2 protein-coding genes are annotated in these 1484 nt (G+C 43.6%); both read left to right on the top strand.

The window, feature by feature from the left end; genetic code table 11:
• Positions 1-672, top strand: a 672-nt coding sequence (gene nadK, locus R7F67_RS23985; protein ID WP_318057432.1) for an NAD(+) kinase, incomplete at its 5' end; no start/stop codon positions are given.
• A 250-nt stretch (positions 673-922) separates the two neighbouring features.
• A partial coding sequence (locus tag R7F67_RS23980) for a DUF3103 family protein (RefSeq protein ID WP_318057431.1) occupies positions 923-1484 on the top strand: 562 nt, incomplete at its 3' end.

The following is a 1484-nucleotide window of genomic DNA, read 5'->3' as shown; positions in this document are numbered from 1 at the left end:
GGTGGTGATGGCAACATGCTGGGCGCAGCGAGAATTTTATCGCGTTTTGACGTGCCTGTGATTGGCGTAAACCGTGGCAATCTAGGCTTTTTAACTGATTTAAACCCAGACGATTTCCAAGCGGCACTCAAAGCCGTACTTGCAGGAGAGTACATTGAAGAAGAGCGTTTCTTACTTGAGGCAGAAGTGCATCGTCATGGTCAAATAAAAAGTCATAACGCCGCTTTAAACGAAGCCGTGCTCCATCCTGGGCAAATCGCACATATGATTGAGTTTGAGGTGTACATTGATGAAAGCTTTGCCTTCTCTTTACGCGCCGATGGGTTGATTGTCTCCACACCAACAGGCTCGACAGCATACTCACTTTCTGGTGGTGGCCCTATTCTGTCACCAAGCCTGAATGCCATTTCACTGGTGCCTATGTTCCCTCATACCTTATCTAGCCGACCGTTGGTGGTTGATGGCAAACGCAGAATCAAACTGATTGTGTCACCAGAAAATCGCGGTACACAAGAAGTAAGTTGTGATGGACAAGTGTCGCTGCCAGTTTCTCCCGGCGATGAGATCCACATTTATCAAAGCCCAAATGTACTCAAACTCATCCATCCGAAAGATTACAGCTACTATCACGTATTACGGAACAAACTCGGTTGGTCTAGTAAGTTATTCTAGCTTTCATGAACACGAATTTAAGCCAGTTGCTGATTGCTGCTGGCTTTTTTCTTTTTTGGGATAACACGTAAAGACTTACTAATAAGGCGACGCGATATATCCTGCCGTTAAAACGAAATTTATAAACTTTGATCCTGTGTGCAAAGTTTAACTTATTCCAGAAAAGCAAATTGAATGGAGTATGTCGGGTGATATTCTCACCATGAATAGAGTATTAACTCTATTTCATAAAATCAATAAAGGACATACTATGAAAAAAACTATCATTCTGTCTGTTCTCAGTACATTAGCACTGATTGGCTGCCAATCTGAAGATACTAAAGTGACAAACGTATCTAATGCGCGTGCGGACGACATTACACAAACCAAACGGGAACTTGCTCAACAACTGAGCAAAAACTATACGGCAATTGAGCCTATGTTGAGAAGAGATATTACTGCTCAACAAACCAATGTTCCTGTCTCCTCTTTCATTGAGCAAAACCCTACTGCAGAATTTAGCCAACAACTCGTTGAAGCCGACGCTCAAATTCGTAGCTGGAAAGGCATTACTGAATTCTCAGATCAATTGCTAGAAGTGCGCTTAGCCAACGAAAAAATGCTAGGAGCATGGCTCAATGGCGACGTTGCACCACTCTTTGCCTTTGAACCAAGCGGTGATGATGAAAGCTGGCAATACATCGAAGCGTTTGACGTTTACGGGCAAATTCATCAACTTGATGTGTATCAGCTTCCTGACGTTCCCGTTCTAGTTGTCGATAACAACAGCTCTGCAGAGCTCAAAGCAGGCTTACAGGCGATGCAGGCAGAAA

The sequence above is a fragment of the Vibrio sp. YT-17 genome (assembly GCF_033337375.1).
In the GTDB taxonomy this organism is placed as follows: Bacteria; Pseudomonadota; Gammaproteobacteria; order Enterobacterales; family Vibrionaceae; genus Vibrio; species Vibrio alginolyticus.
Note: the sequence above shows the minus strand (reverse complement) of the source record. Positions and strands in the feature narration are given on the sequence as shown.